This window comes from Pinirhizobacter sp. (assembly GCF_036499745.1).
GTDB lineage: Bacteria > Pseudomonadota > Gammaproteobacteria > Xanthomonadales > Rhodanobacteraceae > Pinirhizobacter.
Window position 1 is genome coordinate 44,785 of record NZ_DASYDG010000054.1, and the last position, 17,696, is coordinate 62,480.

The 17,696-nt window shown below is 57.8% G+C and carries 17 protein-coding genes; 9 read left to right on the top strand and 8 right to left on the bottom strand.

Annotated elements, in window-relative coordinates; genetic code table 11:
* Positions 1 to 97 precede the first annotated feature (97 nt).
* Positions 98 to 436 carry a PhoD-like phosphatase N-terminal domain-containing protein gene (locus tag VGM61_RS17880; protein WP_331524255.1) on the bottom strand — a complete coding sequence of 113 codons (339 nt, stop codon included), beginning with the start codon at positions 434 to 436 and terminating at the stop codon, positions 98 to 100.
* 225 nt (positions 437 to 661) lie between these two features.
* On the bottom strand, positions 662 to 1,624 hold the full coding sequence (locus tag VGM61_RS17885; protein ID WP_331524256.1) for an alpha/beta hydrolase: 963 nt from the start codon (positions 1,622 to 1,624) through the stop codon (positions 662 to 664).
* A gap of 169 nt (positions 1,625 to 1,793) precedes the next feature.
* Between VGM61_RS17885 and VGM61_RS17890 the strand changes: the two genes are divergently transcribed.
* Entirely contained in the window at positions 1,794 to 3,068 is a 1,275-nt protein-coding gene (locus tag VGM61_RS17890) for an ABC transporter permease (protein WP_331524257.1), read from the top strand.
* A 10-nt stretch (positions 3,069 to 3,078) separates the two neighbouring features.
* Complete coding sequence (locus VGM61_RS17895; protein ID WP_331524259.1) at positions 3,079 to 4,326, top strand: ABC transporter permease; 1,248 nt, start codon at positions 3,079 to 3,081, stop codon at positions 4,324 to 4,326.
* Between the two features lie 26 nt (positions 4,327 to 4,352).
* On the opposite strand, the gene VGM61_RS17900 is transcribed toward VGM61_RS17895, so the two are convergent.
* From VGM61_RS17900 to VGM61_RS17910, 3 genes are read right to left on the bottom strand one after another with little or no spacing between them, the layout of a single operon-like run.
* Entirely contained in the window at positions 4,353 to 4,802 is a 450-nt protein-coding gene (locus tag VGM61_RS17900) for a GNAT family N-acetyltransferase (protein WP_331524260.1), read from the bottom strand.
* A gap of 7 nt (positions 4,803 to 4,809) precedes the next feature.
* On the bottom strand, positions 4,810 to 5,445 hold the full coding sequence (locus VGM61_RS17905) for an FMN-dependent NADH-azoreductase (protein WP_331524261.1): 636 nt from the start codon (positions 5,443 to 5,445) through the stop codon (positions 4,810 to 4,812).
* Between the two features lie 6 nt (positions 5,446 to 5,451).
* Complete coding sequence (locus tag VGM61_RS17910; protein WP_331524262.1) at positions 5,452 to 6,069, bottom strand: nitroreductase family protein; 618 nt, start codon at positions 6,067 to 6,069, stop codon at positions 5,452 to 5,454.
* 102 nt (positions 6,070 to 6,171) lie between these two features.
* On the opposite strand from VGM61_RS17910, the gene VGM61_RS17915 reads away from it, so the two are divergent.
* From VGM61_RS17915 to VGM61_RS17945, 7 genes are all read left to right on the top strand, one after another.
* Positions 6,172 to 7,578: a PLP-dependent aminotransferase family protein gene (locus VGM61_RS17915; protein WP_331524263.1), complete on the top strand. Its 1,407-nt coding sequence runs from the start codon at positions 6,172 to 6,174 to the stop codon at positions 7,576 to 7,578.
* A 113-nt stretch (positions 7,579 to 7,691) separates the two neighbouring features.
* Positions 7,692 to 8,108, top strand: a complete 417-nt coding sequence (locus tag VGM61_RS17920) for a cupin domain-containing protein (RefSeq protein ID WP_331524264.1) — start codon at positions 7,692 to 7,694, stop codon at positions 8,106 to 8,108.
* 11 nt (positions 8,109 to 8,119) lie between these two features.
* On the top strand, positions 8,120 to 8,575 hold the full coding sequence (locus tag VGM61_RS17925) for a DUF3788 domain-containing protein (RefSeq protein ID WP_331524266.1): 456 nt from the start codon (positions 8,120 to 8,122) through the stop codon (positions 8,573 to 8,575).
* A 3-nt stretch (positions 8,576 to 8,578) separates the two neighbouring features.
* Entirely contained in the window at positions 8,579 to 9,553 is a 975-nt protein-coding gene (locus VGM61_RS17930; RefSeq protein ID WP_331524267.1) for an AraC family transcriptional regulator, read from the top strand.
* 100 nt (positions 9,554 to 9,653) lie between these two features.
* The gene (locus VGM61_RS17935) at positions 9,654 to 10,193 is read left to right on the top strand and encodes a carboxymuconolactone decarboxylase family protein (protein ID WP_331524269.1); all 540 of its coding nucleotides are present in this window, start codon (positions 9,654 to 9,656) and stop codon (positions 10,191 to 10,193) included.
* 56 nt (positions 10,194 to 10,249) lie between these two features.
* Positions 10,250 to 10,795 carry a peroxidase-related enzyme gene (locus VGM61_RS17940; RefSeq protein ID WP_331524274.1) on the top strand — a complete coding sequence of 182 codons (546 nt, stop codon included), beginning with the start codon at positions 10,250 to 10,252 and terminating at the stop codon, positions 10,793 to 10,795.
* Positions 10,796 to 10,936: 141 nt separating this feature from the next.
* Positions 10,937 to 12,061 carry an alpha/beta hydrolase gene (locus VGM61_RS17945; protein ID WP_331524270.1) on the top strand — a complete coding sequence of 375 codons (1,125 nt, stop codon included), beginning with the start codon at positions 10,937 to 10,939 and terminating at the stop codon, positions 12,059 to 12,061.
* A 173-nt stretch (positions 12,062 to 12,234) separates the two neighbouring features.
* Here VGM61_RS17945 and VGM61_RS17950 read toward each other — a convergent pair whose 3' ends face one another.
* The 3 genes from VGM61_RS17950 to VGM61_RS17960 form a co-directional block, all read right to left on the bottom strand.
* The gene (locus VGM61_RS17950; RefSeq protein WP_331524271.1) at positions 12,235 to 13,263 is read right to left on the bottom strand and encodes a DUF3800 domain-containing protein; all 1,029 of its coding nucleotides are present in this window, start codon (positions 13,261 to 13,263) and stop codon (positions 12,235 to 12,237) included.
* Positions 13,264 to 13,484: 221 nt separating this feature from the next.
* Positions 13,485 to 16,574: a hypothetical protein gene (locus tag VGM61_RS17955; RefSeq protein ID WP_331524272.1), complete on the bottom strand. Its 3,090-nt coding sequence runs from the start codon at positions 16,572 to 16,574 to the stop codon at positions 13,485 to 13,487.
* Positions 16,571 to 17,696 (bottom strand): hypothetical protein (locus tag VGM61_RS17960; protein ID WP_331524273.1); only part of this gene is annotated, 1,126 nt, incomplete at its 5' end. The genes VGM61_RS17960 and VGM61_RS17955, both read right to left, overlap by 4 nt.

Sequence of the window (17,696 nt, forward strand, 5' to 3'; positions counted from 1 at the left end):
AAGCAAAGCGGACAGGGCGATCGTCATTCTCCGCCGGCGCGGTAAGCGTGCGGCCGACGCGGCTGCCGTTGCCTTGGGCATCGGTGAATCGATACCACTATTCACGTGCCGGTTTCAGGCCGCCGATCAGTGCCCGGCAGGTCCAATCCGCGGCACTGGAAACCCGGGCCACACCATGGGCGACTACCCGCTGGAAGCCGGGGTCTTCCGACACTTCGACGTTGAGCGTGGCGACCTTGCCGGGATCCTTCAGCGGATAGCGCGTCCACAGCATCACGCCATCGGCGGTGGGATCGCCCGAGGCGACACCTTCAGGGTACAGATCCCGGCGTTCGCGCCAGGGGATGCGCGACAGGGCATGCAGCGGCCGCCCCCAGATGGCGGCAGCGCCGAGGGCAGCGGCCATGGCGAGGAACTGGCGTCGGTTAAGTTGCATCGTGATGGGCGCCCCGTGTCGTGGGACAAACATAGTCCCGCGACGCGGGCGATGACACCCAACTGATGGCGGTCCTGAGCAGGCTCACCTGGCTGGGGAGGGGCGTGCGTGACGCCGGGTCGCTGGACCCTTTGTCAGGGGCGATCGATGTATGAAGAATAATATATTTGAGATGAAGTATATGTCTTACTATTTGATACATAACGAATCATGCATACTCGTTTCTTAGCCATGGGGTAGCATGCTGATCGACTTCATCCATTTTTCCGCCAGTTCCGGCCACACCCCGATCGGCTGATCTTTCTTGCGCAGGCCGAAGGCATGGCCACCCGTCGCATACAGATGCATTTCCACTGGGATGCCTGACTGTTTCAGCGCGAGGTAATAGGTGATCGAATTACGGACGTCATCGACCGGATCGTCTTCAGCCTGGACAAGGAAGGTGGGCGGCGTCTTCGCCGTCACGTGGAGCGTCGGGTTGAGCACGACACCTTTTCCTTCCCATAGGCGGCCCGGGTACAGGGCCATGGCGAAGTCGGGCCGGGCGCTAAGCCTGTCGGCGTCATCGACCGATGCATAGCTGTGCTCGCCAGCGTTGCTGACGTCGGCGACCATGTTACCGCCGGCTGAAAAACCGATCACTCCGATTTTGTGCGGGTCGATGTGCAGGTCGCTCGCCTCTTGACGTAGAAGCCGAATAGCGCGCTGGGCATCCTGCAGCGCCATATGGACGGTCGGCTCGCGGCGGCAGTTGCACGAGCCATCCCACTGCGGGCCACTCGTGGGGACGCGGTATTTTAGAAGAACACAGGTAATACCCTTGCTTGTCAGCCAGTCGCAGACCTCGGTGCCTTCTCCTTCCATGGCGACTACCCTGAATCCTCCTCCCGGAAACACGACGACCGTTGTGCCGGTATTGGCTCCCTTAGGGGGGACGACCGTCATCGTGGGGCGGGTGACGTTTTCGATGATGGCGCCGGTCTTGACCGATTCCGGCCCGGTCACGGGCGGGCGCGCAATCGCGTGTCCCTGCGGCCAAAGTGGAACCTGGACGAGCGGGGCAGGGGGTTGCCAGGTCGCAGGCAAAGCACTGGTTGAGGATGGCGTGTCCAGAGGAAACGCGTTTGCGGCAACGCTCGCCAAATAGAGGACGGCGAGTAACCCGGCCTGACGCCATGTGTAATTCATCGACTTGAACCCCTCGTTGAGGCATTCAGGCTAGACCGGAGTTGAGGCGCTTTTATGGCGAGAAGCTGGCGCATTTCCCGTACCATGCACGCAAGGGAAGTGACAGGGGCGGGGCATGTGGGGTCATTACGTTGAGCTGGCACTGCGAAGCAGCCGGCGGAGCAAGGCGTTGACGGCGCTGGTGGTGGCGTTGCTCGCTTTCGGTGTATCGGCTTGCATGGTGTCTTACGCCGTGTTTCGCGCAACGACGAGCAACCCGATTCCCGCCAGATCCTCGCAGCTTTATGCCCCACAGATCGACAATGCCGGTCCGGCGCACACCTTCCAGGGCCAGCCGCCTGACATGCTGAGCTACACCGATGCGGTGGCTCTGTGGCAGGCGCGCAAGGCCAAGCGGCAGACGCTGGTGTATCCGACCAAGTGGGGCGTGGAATCGAATGACCCCTCGATTCCCGCCCTGCCGATGACCGGCGATGCGGTCACCGCCGACTTCTTCCCGATGTTCGATGTGCCATTTCGCTACGGCAGCGCCTGGACCTCAAACGACGACGCGCGGCATGCCTCCGTAGTGGTGATCAGCCGGACCTTGAACGAAAAACTGTTTGGTGGCCGGAATAGCGTAGGGCAGGGGCTTCGCCTCGACGGGAAGGCGTTTCAGGTCGCCGGTGTCCTTGACGACTGGAACCCCAAGCCGCGCTTCTTTGACGTAGCCGTGATGAGTTCGGCGGGCGCGTTCGACGACGTGGGCGACATCTACATCCCGTTTACCCGCGCGACCGACATGAAGAAGGACAGCAAGTACTCCGATTGTCCGACGGATACGGGAACAGTGGATACGACGAACTGGGATGCGTATCTCCATAGCGAATGCGGGCGCATCGCCGCCTGGGTCGAGCTTCCGACGGCCGCGGACGTGGCCAGCTACCGCGAGTACCTGCGCCACTATGCCGAAGAGCAGCAGCGCCTGGGCCGATTCGCATGGCCGCCGAATATTGGGCTGCATGATCTGATGGGATGGATGGCCTACCTGCGTATTACGCCCAAGGCATCGTCCTTGTCCATGCTGGTTTCTGCCAGCTTCTTACTGATCGTGCTGGTCAATGTGGTCGGCCTTATGCTGGCCAGGTTCATGCGGCGGGCGCCAGAGATCGGTATACGCCGCGCCCTGGGTGCGTCGCGGGCGTCCGTGTACCGGCAATTCCTGATCGAGGGAGCCAGTGTGGGTTTCGTCGGCGGCATTCTGGGCGTGGCACTGACCATGCTGGGACTCTGGGGCATCGGGGGACTTTTCGAGCCGAATATTGCCCATCTGGTACACGCCGATGCCTCGCTCGTGGGGCTGACTGTGCTGCTTTCGATGGCGGCCACGGTGGTTTCCGCCCTGTATCCGACCTGGCGGGCGGCTCAAACCGAACCAGCCTGGCAGATCAAGATCAACCCTTGAGGCTCCTGACATGGCAGTGACCAGGGCAATCATGCAGCTACGCCCGATTCTTGCGGCGCTGAGCCGGCATAAGGTCGCCACCTTACTTATCGTGCTGCAGGTGGCATTGACGCTGGCAGTCACCTCCAATGCGCTTTTTATCGTGGCGACGCGGGTTGTGCATCTTTCACGCGCCTCCGGGGTGGACGAATCGCATCTCTTCGCGATCCGCAATGGCTGGAAGGGTGGACAGAATGCGACGCAGATCGATGCCAATATCCGTGCTGACCTCGAAGCCTTGCGCCATGTATCGGGTGTGCGTGATGTGTTTTCCAGCCAGGCGTATCCACTGGAAAACTACGGGGTCCGCCTGGCAGGCGTGCGCCTGAAGGCGGACCAGACCAAGCGCCCGCCGGTTGGCGTCGTCTACCTTGCCGATGAGCACGCGATCGATACGCTGGGTGTAACGCTGGAAGAGGGGCGCAATTTCCGTCCCGAGGAAGTCTCGACCATTAACCCCGATGGAGCGATGTCAGCCCCGGGCATCATCATCACGCGAAGCCTTGCCGACAAGATCTTTCCCGATGGCCAGGGCCTGGGCAAGACGGTTTACCTGCCGGGCGGGCCATCGACCGTTATCGGCATCATTGCCAGCCTCCAGTCACCGTTAACCACGACGCATACGCTGGACGGCGATAGCATTTTGCTGCCGGCACGTTCCAGCGATCCGGATGGCGTGGTTTACCTGGTGCGCACTCAATCCACCGGCATGACACCTGTGATGGCCGCAGCGCTGAAATCGCTTGAACAGCGTGGTGGCATGCGCATCGTCGACCCGAACAGTGGTGCAGTCACGCTAGCGACGGCGCGTGAGCATGCCTATGCCACGGATCGAAGCGTGGCGACGTTGCTGAGCATCGTCTGCGGGTTGCTGCTGTTGGCCACGGCAGGTGGCATTGTAGGACTGAGCAGCTTCTGGGTCAGCCAGCGGCGCACGCAAATCGGCATTCGCCGCTCCCTTGGCGCGACCACCGGTGACATCTTGCGCTACTTCCACGCCGAGAACTTCTTGATTGTCAGTGGTGGTGTCGTACTTGGGCTGGTGCTGGCGGTGCTGGCGAACATCGGCCTGATGAACGCCTATCCGTTGCAGGTCATGCCGCTGTACGTGCCGGCGATCGGAGCGCTGGTGCTGTGGGGGCTGGGGCAGCTGGCTGTCTGGGGGCCGGCGTCGTATGCGGCGAAAGTGCCGCCCGTGGTGGCCATTCGTACAATATGAGGATGCCGTTTGGTCGTTCCAGCACGTCAGGCGAGTAGCTTTCTATACTGCACGAAGGGCGAGCGATCAGCGATGCGGTCATAAAGTTGCATGGCGTTATGGTTGGACTGGTGCGTCTGCCAGTAAACGCGGGGAGACCCACGACGTCTTGCATCCTCATAGACATGCTCGATCAATGCGCGTCCGATGCCTGCGCCACGCGCATCGTCCGAGACAAAGAGATCCTGGAGATAGCAGTCGTCGCCTGTGGTCCAGGTCGATCGATGGTAGATCCAATGCACCAGCCCCAAGGCCCGGTTGCCCGCTATCGCAAGCACCGCATGCATCGGTTCAATGGGGTCCAGGAAGCGCGCCCAGGTCTCGCGCGTCACGGGCTCCTGTATATCCACTTCGTAGAATCGCTGATAGCCTTTCCAAAGCGGAAGCCAAACATGAAAATCGCTGACATCAACGGCTTTAATCTCGATGGACTTCATAAATGCCTCATGACTTTTCGAGGGCGCGATAGTCTTCAGTGATGCTCTTGAGGTCGAGTGCCGCGAGCGCCTTGTCCCGCGCTTGCGTCGCCTGGTCCGCATTGAGAAAGGCAGTGGCCTGCACTGAAAGGAATTGCACGGCTTTGAGCCCTATGCTCCCCAGCACGACCGACAGATACGGCGTGAGAAAATCGGGCTGGTTAGCACGGTCGCCAGTGAATGTGCCACCGGAGGCGATGCCAATGAGCACCGGACGATCCTTGAGCATGCCGACCTTTCCGGCAGGCGTCGACATGAACGTACGGCCGGCGCGAAGGATCTGATCGATCCACGCCTTGAGTACCGACGGAACGGTCAAGTTGTTCATGGGCGTTCCGATAACAATCACATCGGCTGCCTCGACCTCATGAATGAGCGTCTCGGAAAGCTCAAGCGCGCCTTTCAAGGGAGCAGCCAGGGTCACCGGCGACGACAAAGTCGTCGCGTAGTCGGACGAGGCATGAGGCAAGGGAGCTGAGGCAAAATCTCGCCGTCTGATGGTAGCGTCAGGCGCAACCTCCAGGATCCTTCTGACGATCGCCGCTGACAGTTGGCGGCTGTGCGATTCGCGCCGCGGGCTGCAATCCAGATGGAGGATGTTCATGCGAAGTCAAACAAGATCCAGCACATCGTCCACAGGACGTCTCGGCTTCTGGGCCCAGTTTCCGGGACGTTCCGCCCCAACGGACAGCAGCATGACCGGCACTTCGTCGCGGTCCAGGCCGAACTCCTGGTGTACCGCTTCGGCATCGAAGCCGATCATCGGCGTCGACCCCAAGCCCAACGAGCGAGCGGCATAGATCATTGCCGCTGCGCCGAAGGTGCCGGTGCGTACTGCTTCGTCGCGCTGGCGCTGCGGGTAGGCCATGTACAGATCACGTGCGGGAATTTCCCATTCCGGCACCATCTTGACCGGCATGACACCCGAGGCGACCAGCGGTGCCAGGCGATCGGGTATGACGCTGGAATCGGCCAGTTGGCCGCAGACAATGAAGGTCACCGCAGCTTCCGTGATCGCAGGCTGGCTCCAGGCGATCGGGCTGAGTCGCGCTTTGGCTTCCGGCGTGCGTACCGCAATGAAGCGCCAGTTTTGCAAGTGGAAGGATGTCGGCGCGCTGGTGCCGATTCGCACCAGATCGCGGATCTGGTCGTCGCTCAACGTGGCGGAGGGATCGTAGTACTTCGAGGAACTGCGGCTCAGGATGCAGTCGATGACGGCGTTGCTCATGGTGGTTCCTATGCGTGAAAGAACGAAATTGGGAGGCATGCTGCGCTACCACAGGTGCACTGAGAAGAACCAAAAAGGCGATTTTTGGATGTACCATGAGGCATGGGATACGCACTGCATTTCAGGATCGACCGTTCGGCCAAAATCACCTTGGCGGAGCAGATCTGCCGAGGGGTCATCGCAGCGATTACGAGCGGCGTGCTTGAACCGGGAGCGAGGTTGCCTTCGTGGATAACGCTGGCCGGGCAGTTGGGCGTGTCCAGGGGTACGGTCAAGGCCGCCTATGAACGCCTGGTCGACGACCAGATCGTTGTCTCGTCGCGTTCGGGCGGCACCCGAGTCGCCAGACGCCCCGCCGTTGCCGCTGAGGCGATGTCCTCGAAAGACATAGACACGCCGCCAGCGCTGTACCGTCACCTGCTCGCTGGCGCCGGCATTTTTCGAATGGGTGTGCCGCCCCCGGGCGGCCTTCCGGCGAGCGTGCTCGCGCGCTTGCGCGCGCAGGCCGCTCGCATGGAAGTGGATGCTCCCGCGGTCTATCCGGATCCGCGCGGTGAAGCTGGGCTACGACGCGCCATCGCTGCGCACGTCGCGCTTGCGCGTGGACTTCAGTGCAGTCCATCCCAGATTTTCATCACCGCAGGTTTCAGCGGCGCCCTGGGCATGACCCTGCGCGTACTTGACGCGAAAGGTCGTCAGGCGTGGGTTGAAGATCCCGGTTTCTTCCAAAGTCGCTTGGCGCTCGAGTTCGCAGGCCTCGTTCCTGTCGGCATTCCGGTAGACGAGGAGGGCATGGATGTTCTTCGTGGTATCGAACGATCACCTGATGCCGCCCTGGCCCTGGTGACGGCAGGTCAGCAGGCTCCTCTGGGTGGAACGCTATCGCTCAACCGGCGGCACGAGCTGATCACATGGGCCACCCGCAACGGGGCATGGATTATCGAGGATGATTACCTCGGTGAACTCCAGCTCACCCGGCGGGCGGCGCCGGCACTGGCGTCATTGGATCGCAGCGGCCGGGTGATTCATATCGGGTCCTTCAGCAAGACCATAAGCCCCGCACTCAGGCTTGGATTTATCGTGGCCCCGCCGGCACTGGTCGATCGGTTTGTCGAAGCAACTCTCTACATGGGATCGACACCAGGCCCTGCCGTACAGCAGGCGACCGCGACGTTCATGCAGGACGGGCACTACATGAGGCATTTAGGCAGGTTGAAGCGAGTATGTGCCGCGAGAGGTGAGATGCTAAGAACCATCCTGGGGCAGATGGGATATCGCGTACACATCGGCGGCCTGGCCGTCGTCATGCACTTGCCCGATGGCGTGTCCGATACGACAGTGTGCCAAAAGGCGCTTGAGCTGGGCATGGCGCCGTCGCCTCTGTCGCCCTGGTTCGTTCCAGGCACAAAGCCTGAATCGGGATTGCTGCTTGGTGTTGCCACGGTCAGCGAGGACCAGATTCCGGCGGCCTGCAAACAGCTGGACGGGCTGATCCGCGCATCCGCATAGCATCTATGCGACGTGCACGCCGCAAGTCGTGGTACATCGAAGATTGGCATTCTTGGTTCTTTTTTAACGCATCCGCGCCAGCGGACCATAGGCGCTAAAACCAGGAGGCATCAATGAGTAACAAGACCCTTTGTTCGGGCTTGCTGGGTGTCGCGGTTTTGCTGTTGGCGACGACGGCCTTCGCGCACGCGCCAACTGAGTCAGTTGTCCCGAACTTTTCACACGCGATCACCAATATCCCGGGTAAATCCCTCGTCGCCGTCGAAGTACTGTACCCGCCGGCAGGAGCGTCGTTGCCCCACACGCACGCAAGGTCAGCATTCATCTATGCCTATGTCGTTTCAGGCGCGATAGAAAGCCAGGTAGATGGCGAGCCCGCGCGCATCTATACGGCCGGGCAATCGTTCCACGAGGAGCCTGGTGCCGTTCATCGCATCAGCCGTAACGCGAGCAAGAGTGAGCCGGCAAAATTGCTCGCCGTGTTTGTCGTCGACAGCCATGACGCGCCGCTGACGACACCGGAAAAGTAAAAGAGAACGCCATGGAACAACCTCTCCAGGTCGGCGACAGGATCACCGACAAATCATCACCACCTGATGACAGCGCCGTTCGTTCCTGGATTGGGCGGAAGGCGTTTGCGCATTGGGCCGAACTGCAGAAGTGGATAGATGCATCCTACCCTGGCGTTTTTTCGCCCGATTGGCTCTATGGTGGCAAGAAACGCGGTTGGTCCCTGCGCTACAAGAAGACCAAGGCGTTCTGTACGCTGCTGCCGGAATATAAGCGGCTCTCGGTCCTGGTGGTTCTAGGCAGAGCAGAACGCGCGAAGTTCGACGAACGGCGTTATGCCTGGCGCCCAGAGTTGGTCAAGCACTATGACGAGGCTCCGACATACCCTGACGGGAAGTGGCTGACCATGGCGATCTCATCCGCGACTGATCGGCATGATGTGACGGAGCTTCTGGCCATGAAGCGTCCTCCACCGTCACGCAACTGAGATATGCACGAAGTCGACTGGCTGGGCCCTCTGTTGCGAATGATCACCCTCACTGGTCAGCTGGAGGTGCACTGCGCCTTCGGCGCGCCGTGGCGTGTCGTGTGGCCTCAGGCCGCCGTGCACGAGATTCCCTACCATGTCGTTCTCAAGGGCAGGGCCATCCTTGAAGATCCGGAGACTGGCACGACCAGCGAGCTGGGGGGTGGAGATATCGTGTTGTTGCCTCACGGAGCGGCGCATGTGCTGCACGACGGCAGCGGACAAACGCCAGGCCGTACCTACAAACAGCGAGGTCCTGCTGGGTGGATGCTGAGCGAAAATGATGGCGATGGCGAGCGCCTGGATATGTTGTGTGGGCGATTTCTCATCGAACGCCCCCATGATCGGCTGATTCGCGACTACCTGCCCAAAACCCTCACGGTACGCTCCACGGACAGCCATGACGAAGAAGGCGTTAAGTCCACTTCAAGCCATCTGGCCAACCTCGTCGGGCTGATGCGCCAGGAATCGGAGGGTAATAAGCCTGGCGCACAGACGATCTTCAACTCACTTAGCCTGGCGCTGTTCGCGCTGGTGCTTCGTGCGGCCAGTGAATCGGCGCATGTGCCGACGGGCTTGTTATCACTTGCTGGCCATCCACGGCTGGCTCCTGCCATTTCAGCCATGTTCGCTGATCCGGCTCGAGCCTGGAACCTGCCTGAGCTGGCGGACATGTGCAGCATGTCACGCGCGACTTTCATGAGGCATTTTCAAGACAAGCTTGGGCGCTCGGCGACGGAGCTTCTGACCGACATTCGGATGAGCCTGGCGGCCAACGAGTTAAAGAAGCCGGCGATGACCACCGAGGCCGTGGCCGAGACAGTTGGGTATCGGTCCGTGGCAGCCTTCAGGCGTGCATTCACCGACAAGATGAAGATGACACCAGGGCAATGGCGTCGCCTGGCTCGCAACGACGAGCGGCTCGCCACGCTGCCATGATCCTTTGCAGCATTTTATTGAGTATGGGCAGTCTCGAAAGCGGTATCGGTTAGGCCTAACGTGGCGACCTATCAAAACCACGCGATGAAAGGCCCCCAGTATGAGCCGTATCGATATTCCCGCCGTGCAGTCCGCCACCGGCGCTACCGCCGATGTCTATACACGAGTCAAAAAACTCGCTGGTGGCCGTGTCCCAAACACGTACGCCGCCCTCGGCTATCTCGTTCCACCGTCTTTCCAGGCGTTTCTGGATGCCCACGCCGCATTGGCCCTGGGTAGCCTGAGCCAGCAAGACCTTCAAACCATCAAGCTGTTGGTCAGCGTAAAGGCGGGGTGCGACGTCTGTGTGGCCGCCCACAGTTTCTTGGCCAAGATGGCTGGCTTGCCGGTCGATGTTTTGCGGGCCATTCGTGCGGGCAACGCCACAGGTGACGCCAAGCGCGATGCCTTGATTCGCCTTGTGTCCATCTTGCAAGACACCAGCGGATCGATCAGCCAGGACGAATTCGCTGCTATCCGTGCCGCCGGTTATACCGACACGCAGTTGGCTGAGATATCGCTGGCCATCGGGCTTATCACTTTCACCAATACCTTCAATCGTATCAACGATACCGACGTCGACTTTCCGAACGTGGATTGAACGAAGCCACGTGGTCGAAAAGCGAACCTGAATCAACTAACTTAAGGAATACTACGATGACAAGATCTATCCCCCTGGAGCTGGACCAGGTGCCGTCCGATTCGAAGCCGACGCTCGAGGCATTCACCAAGAATATCGGGTTCACCCCAAACATGATGGCAACCTTCGCGCAGAGCCCGATTGCGTTCAACGCCTGGGCTGCTCTATTCGGAGCATTGAGCAAGTCACTTGACGTCAAGACGCGCGACAGCATTGGTCTGGCGGTGTCCGAGGTGAACGGCTGCAATTACTGCCTGACGGTTCACAGCTTTACTGCCGAGCATATGGCGAAGCTGCCTGCCGATGAAATCATCCTCGCGCGGAAGGGCGAGGCTACCGATCCGAAGCGCCACGCCGCCGTCGAGTTCGCGCGCAAGGTCATCGAGAGCCGCGGCCAGGTCAGTGACACCGACCTGAAAGCCGTGCGCGAAGCCGGCTACACGGAGGCGAACGTCATCGAAATCATCGCCCTGGTTGCGATGTACTCGCTGACGAACTTCTTCAATAACGTCTTCGATCCGGAAAAAGACTTTCCTGCCGTTGCGCTGGCGGGAACTATCTGAAGGGCGCGCCCTGAGGAGCCAACTTCCGCGACAGTCATCCCTGTGGCGGATCGGGCGGTGGGGAAGGGCGGGAGCGCGTGAAACGAATAGTAATTCGCTACTATCACCAGTGAGCCTTCTTAAAAAAACATGGGGAAAGGAATGAAGCTTCATCGGACGAATGCTATCGGCGCGTGGTGTTTCTGGTTCGCCATGCCAAGGCGCTGCGCAAGTGCGCTGGCAGCGCTGCTTTGGCTCTTCTCGACACCGATCACTGCCGACGACGCTCCCGCGCCGGCCGTCATCGACAACCCTGCTTACACGCATGCGCAGCAACTCGTGGAAGTGGCGCCGGGGCGTAGACTCAACCTTTATTGCGTCGGAAAAGGCTCTCCTTCCGTCATTTTCGAATCAGGTTCGGGCAACGAAGCCGGAACGTGGGGCTTTGTCCAACCGGTCATCGGCTCCCACACGCGCGCATGTTCTTACGAGCGGGCAGGCCTCGGCTTCAGCGACCCGGCAAATCGCCCGGGCACGGCCTCCAACGCCGTTGACGATCTGCATCACCTCCTGGCCGCCGCCGGCATCAAGCCTCCTTACGTACTGGTCGGGCACTCGTACGGCGGGATGATTGTCCGCCTCTACGCCGACCTGTATCCGAAGGAAGTGGCCGGCATGGTGCTCGTGGATACGGCAAACGAAGACTGGCCGGCGAGCTACTGGAAAGTTGATCCCGAACAGCAAGCCTGGCGACAGATGTGGGATGAAGTCTTCTCGGATCACAACAAAAGTGTTCTAGAGGACCAGAAATGCGTTGAGGCGGCGCAGACAAAGGCGCTGAAGAAGGGAGGTACTCTTTACGATCAATGCGTTCCGCCGCCGTTCCCGAAGTTCGGCAAGGCATTGAACGATGCGTACGTCAAAGTTCATTTGTCGCCCGCGTTCCAGGCGGCTTCCTTGTCCGAAGAAGCACAAATATATGCGACGAGCGCCGACCAGGTACGGGCTGCACGCAGGTGGTATGGCGATATGCCCTTGATCGTGCTCGTCCAGAATTACCCCAAGATCCTTCCCAAGAACGTGCCCCCGGGCGAGACCCAGGCCCATTGGGATGCTCTGACCCATGTGAACGTTGCCTTCAACGACCAAATGGCGGCGCTCTCGAAGAAGGGCGAAGTCAGGTACATCGACGACACCATGCACTACATCCAGCTGCAGCAGCCAGAAGCCGTTAACAGAGCGGTGCTCGATGTTCTGCGTGAGGCAGCGACGCCGGACGGTCAGTAGGTTTCAGGGACTCCAGAATGGGCCTGGACATCAAAGAGCCCAAGCTGATATCTGGCTGAATTCTGGCCATTTTTCGGGAGGGAAGGCCTGAGGTCAGGGATGGTATGGTCTATTGGCTACTTCGCATAATGTATATTATGTAAAATTAATAAGATGGAACTGCATGGAGTGTCCTACCGCGCGCGCAAGCGCATCGCTGATTGCCCCATCGCCCGTATGGCAGCGAGAGCCGTCCCCTCATCGAGAACTGATTTAGGGCCTTCCGTGAAGTGCATCAGTGGCAATATCTGATGTTCGGTGTCCTTGTCGAACAGAAGTCGACCAAGCAAACGTGCAGCACGATCGTTGTTCTTGAACTCGCCTCGGAGACAGGCACGTAATCCTCCGACTATGAGGTCAGCAATTTGGACGCCGAAGGACGTCTTCGAATCGACGAACTTGGCCTCTTCAGTCAACATGCGGGCAGCGTTGTAGATCCGCTGATTGGCGGGAGGAATGTCAGCGTCTTGAATTCCGCTATGGACATCACTCGGTATCAGGAACGCTCTGAGATGCTGATAGTTCGCTTCTTCAAGGAGCTCGAGCGGCTGGTCCTTCGCCAGCTCTTGGATAAAGCCAGGTAGCGAGCTTCGATAGAGCCGTTGAAGATTAGGGGGCTTTTCGTCCAATTGCCAATTAAAGCGACCCAACGTAGCGGGGTAACGTCCAGAAAAATAGAGTGTGGCTAAACGTATAGTCCGCCATCCAAGATGCAGGCGGCACGCAAATTCAACATAAAGCTGCGGCGATAGCGAAGACATGTCACGCAAGACTCGATCAATCTCGTCGCGTTCTCTGTTACTCGCACCTTCTAGCGCTCCCGTTAGCTTACTAAGCTGTGCTATTTGATTGGCGGCTGCGCCTTGGTTCGCCCCAGAATCAGTGGCGATCGCAATGGCAACCCCACCTACCCTCGCAAGTTCCGCAAGAAATATGAAGTAATCGGCTTCGCTGATTGAAGCGCGCTTAACCTCATCTCGATAAGTAGCACCAGCTCGGAGCTTATGACGTCGTAAAACATCGCTTGCTGCTTTCCGCTGGGATTCGGCGAGCACGTAGGAAGCAATTATGCACCACGCACCCGCGTAATTTGCCGTAGCAAATGAACCTGATTCATCACAGTAAATGTGCATAAGTGATTCCGCGATGACCATCCAACTCATGCTTGGCTGCGAGCTATGACGAAGGATCCCTGCTCCGCACCGCCGGCGGCTCTACCTGTGTCTCGCGATACTCCCACAGTCGTGTGTTCGCTAGGCCAAGCGTGGATTTAGACTGAAAGTGGTAACGCGCGCCATAGATACTAAGGCTATACTTGACTAAAGCTCCTACCGATTTATACGACCTCGCATACCACCTTCGAAATGCTTAGGTTTGAATACGCTTAATGAACCCGTCCCTCCTCCTGGGGGAGGAAAGACATCAGATCGATTTCACGAAATTCATTCGTAAGGAAACCCATCTTCTTTACGAAGATATTTGCGAGCCGCTCGTCCGCTGTCGCAAAAAATATCTGTCGCTCTCCGCTCTCTGCAATATCGGCCAGGTAGTCAAGCAGGGCCAAGGAATTTAGATCGTCGATGTGTGCCACCGGATCATCAATCAGCATGATCGGCGGGCCAGCCCTCAGAGTGTGGTTCAGGGTGAGAAACACACTTAGCGTTAAAGCCGCACGCTGGCCGGTGCTTATTTGCGATAACTCAGCCGGGGTATTCGTCGCGATGCGTTCAAGGCGGCAGTCCGCTAGTGTGGACAACCGGAGTTCGTTTGGTACATGAATCCGCGAGAAAACGTGCTGGATAGATGCTTGGTTGGAGGCTAAAAAATCCGCTAGTCCCTGATCCAGGCTGTGGTGTTCCTTCAACCATTGCAGCGTAGTTTGTGCATCCTGCAATCTATCGATTTCTACTCTTTTAGTGTCACTCGCCAATTGGTCACCTGCGAACGATGACTCCAGCATCATCATTTCTTCGTCTCGGGAACGCTCCTGACGTATTCGCTCATTGACTGACTCTAGATCCACTGAAATCTCTCTCGCGCCAGTGATGATTGCTTGTACGTTGTTGGCTTGAGTAGCAAGCACGGTCGGTGGTAAGGAGCGCAGCGCCTGAAAGAAGTTCGCTTTTTCTGTTAGCTGTTTCTGAATCGCCTGATTAATACCGCTTACAACGACGGGGGCGCCGTAGCGACTCGCTATTGCCGTAATGCTGAGTTCATGGCTCTGCAGCTCAACTTCCAGTTCACCCAATCTTACGCCAACCGCGTGAAGCCTCTCCGCTAGCGCATCACTGTCTGAAGACAGCAATGCGAGCATGTCTCGGTTGTCTGTCGCATCACTAGCCCCGTTGGGCAACCATGCACGCAAGAGAGACTCGTATTCTTCTTGGTCAAATCCTTCTTCTCTCAAGCGTAGCAACTCTCCTGTAATTGCCGCCAGCTCAGCTTCCGCTACATTCCTCGTTTCGAGATATTGCGACGCGGCCGCGATGGCTATCTCACACGGCCAACTATGACTTTGCTCGTCGACTTTTAGAAGTTGATTGAGCAAGCGATGGCATTCTTGAAGCTCGGTGACTCTCGGCGCGCTGCTTGCGATCGCAAGAGAGATGGCTTCAAGCGATCGATTAATTCCGTCCCCGACGATTGTATCGAGCCGACGAATCAACTCACCTGCAGTCATGGCCGTACTACACACAGGGCAAGCCTCAGAATCAGGGTGTCGTTCGGCGTAGTGGCGGCCAAGTGCACGAAGCTGTCCCAATTCCGCGGCAACCTCGGTGGCTTGGGCTTCTAGGCTTGATCTAGTCTGAAGTTGTGCTTCAAGTAACCTCCTCTCCTCGAGGAGAGTCGATTCAGCTTGCTCAAGAGCTTGAGCGAGGGGGGTTGTAACTAAGCTCAGGCGGTGAGTGACCTCACGAAGCTGACTCAGGTCGTCCCTGCTTATCAAGAACCTTGAGCTCGCCTCGACCTTTTGATTCCAGCCTCGCTGGGTATTTAGGCGATTGCCATAGGATCGCTGTGCATACTGCGCCAGACGATCCAAACGCGATCGACGCTCTTCTATCCTCGACAACTCGAGATGCAGATTACTGCGCTCGGATAGTACCGCCTGTTGTGCTACATCGAGTCCTCTAAGACGCTCAGCGTCTTCACGGTGGCGTTCAACTATTTTTGCTAAATCACCGACGCTTTCGATGTCACTCGGCACAGGCAAACTAACCAACGCTGTCAATGACTGAAAAATGGCGAAGTCCGCCAATGCCATGGGGCTTGCAGGGCGTTGGTCCGCCGGCCATCCGAATTGACTTAGTTTGCCTTCTAAACTGGATAGCTGGACAAGCATCTGTGGCGATGGTGTGCGAAGCGCCACTAATCGACGCTCACTCTGTTGTCGCCGCTGCTCGATCACCGTCCATTCGTTGTTCAGCGTGACAAGAGTCCGAGCTATGTCGTTATCAAACTCAACAATTCGATTCCAGGTATACGAAGCGTCAGGGCCAAGCGCCACTCTTGCCAAGGCATCTTTAATGTTTTGGAGGCTAGGATCTTTGGATAAGTCCGCCGCAGCGTCTGTATTGAGAAAGTGATAGCGGGAAAATCCTTCGCACAGTTTGTTTCCTCGATTGGTAGTGCGGCCGTACCATGCGAGTTCTTTGCTTTGGTAGTATGAAGATCTGCGCTGAGAATAGTTGTGTGTACTGCCGTTACTGAACGTCACTGAGGCATCCAGCATCTCCGCCTCCCCTCCATTACGAAACGTAGCGCCGCAGAAGAAATGCTCGATAGCTTCCAAGAGACTCGTCTTTCCGACGCCATTGGGGCCGCGAATGAGGTTGACGGCACCTAAGGCGAAATTCCCGCGCAATGCACGCTCACCGAATTGTCTGACCTCTATCCTAGTCAAGGTCACAGGAGCAGTTTCTGGCTCAAATTGCGTTTCGGATACCTGCAACGGGGTCGGTGTGAGCGCGCCCGATCGGATGCCGCGAAGAATCGCCGCTCGCGCGTCTTGCGAAGCTATGGCCGCGAGGCCCGCGTCATTTAGGGTTTGCGCCCATATCCGTTGTAGCTCGTTGGTGTGTACGGTCAGCCCTTCATGAGCGGCATCGCCCCCTAAGAAATTATCGAGCTCTTCCTGAAAGACAACGACCTTTCGTGCATATGTTTTATCGGTCTCTATGCGCCGTCGGCTGGGCAGCGTTCGATCCCGCGTCTCACGATCACTCAAAACATATACCAGGAAGTGGTTCCAACGTGATTCGTCGGTCGCACCAAAAAACGATGGGGCAATAACGCGTTCTTGGAGATCTTTAACGTTAGTAAGCGAAGGTAACGTGCTCACGGGACAGAAAAAGTAAATGCTTCGAATCCTTTCACGAAATCGGTGCTCACACCGGATGACGTTGTTCGCTTCATCTGCGACGCAATTGTCGAACGAGCCATGCAACCGAGGAAGGAGATCTGTCAGGTTCATAGGTTGGTATTGTCTATGCCCACCGGATCGATGGACGGGTCATCGGAGATGTTTGGCACTTGGCGATCCATATGATCTATCACTGTGCCGTTTTGATCCATGTACCAAATTGCAACCATTTCCCGATCACCACCCATATCGGTAATGCGTTTTATGAGCGACGCTTTGATTCGGGTCAATTCTGCTTGCTCGGGAACGAAGCCGACAAATACAGCAGTGGCGGACGTTCCACTTTCAATATGCAGGTTCCGATGATGCAAATACGGCGGCCCGCTGCGGTAGGCGACCGTAAATACATTGTTTTTGAAGGCGCTCAATCTTGGGGAGAAGGCATCGCGATTTTGAATTGCGCCAACAAAACCGCGGAAGTCTCGCAGGCAATCTGCCCTGAAGGCGTAACCTTGGCCTCGTGTTGACCAACAAAGCCTAAGACGACGGGCTGTGTCATCGGTGTCCAGCTTGAAAGAAGACAGGGTTTTCCAGTCATCTAACTTCGCCTGGATTCCCCGGCCCGTAGAAAGTTGGATAAGGCGCTCGACGTCCAAGGATTTTTCTGCATCTGGATCCAAATATTCCCTTGATTCTGGCGATTCTCCAAACCAGTAGTCCTCGAATCTATCGTTGGCGTCTTGCTTTGCAATAGACCAGTGACCTTGGACCCATTCGTACCGACCATCCATGATAATCCCCGACCGACGCGCGACAGCGGCTCCACCGATGACCATGGGCTTCGTCATCTTGAAAGAAAAAAGCTGCGGATCGGGAGAGAATACGTACGCCGCCGATCGGTACGGCTCCCAATACGTCAAGTAACAGCCTAGGCGGTGGTTGTTAATGATGCGCATGTCAGTGGCATCAACCTCATTGGCACTTCGGAAGAGGATGGTCCTTGGCTCGTCGATCAATTCAGTCGGGTTACCGTTGTCGATCAGTGTTGTCCCTTTGGCCCAGTTAAGACAAAGAACTTCAGTGTTTCTCGGGACCTCAGTGGAACATTGCTCGCGATAGGATCTAAAGACAGGGTTGTCTCCGTTCGGGTTAAGCTGCAAATGTAGTATTAGCGTGTCGTGCCGAAGTTGGGGAACGATGTTGTCCCTCACCCCTGGAGATAGTGAGTCCGAG